This window comes from Pseudomonas sp. 05N434, assembly GCF_056396965.1.
The window spans coordinates 1-594 of sequence record NZ_JBFTMK010001044.1 but is presented as its reverse complement, the minus strand read 5'-3'; the positions used below and the strand labels follow the sequence as shown (position 1 = coordinate 594).

The 594-nt window shown below is 43.9% G+C and carries 1 protein-coding gene; it reads left to right on the top strand.

What is annotated here, in order from left to right; translation table 11 throughout:
- A partial coding sequence (locus tag AC1DLB_RS31610; RefSeq protein WP_477786480.1) for a hypothetical protein occupies positions 1-594 on the top strand: 594 nt, incomplete at both ends.

Sequence of the window (594 nt, the reverse complement as noted above, 5' to 3'; positions counted from 1 at the left end):
GCCCACAAACAAGATGGTGACTGGTTAAAGGTTATATCAGACTCAAAATCAGCTATCGTAAGTCAGCCAGGTTTTGCGGCGTTCAACAAAATCATGATAGCTTTCCGTTTCTTTGCCGAGCGCGCTGAAGTTAGAGCGCAACATCAAGAGCAAACAATAAGATGCGCACTCTTAATCGCATCATTAGCAAGCATTGCACTTGATGGCGCGCTGGAGAAACTAACCTTCGAGGATCGCCATCGTCGATACGAGGGTATAAAAGATGGCGTAACTTACGGAAATACGAACGGAAAATTCAAGCAGAGTATCGATGTAGCACTGAATGTAATATCTGAAAGCATTAGCAACGGCAAAACCATCGCCGCGCAAGCTAAAGAGAAAATTGACGAAAAACTTTCTCAAATAAGAGCAAACGTTATAGCTGAATATTTTGCTCGAGAACATAACTCACAAGCATTATTTTCAGTTGCGAAAGAGTTTGATGTTGCTGCTCACTCTTTGAACCCTGACGCGATGTGGGACATGTCCATAGAGGCACGATCAGAACAAGGCATATTTGCTGACTATTCGCAGGAAAAGCGCTCGGTTCACCCG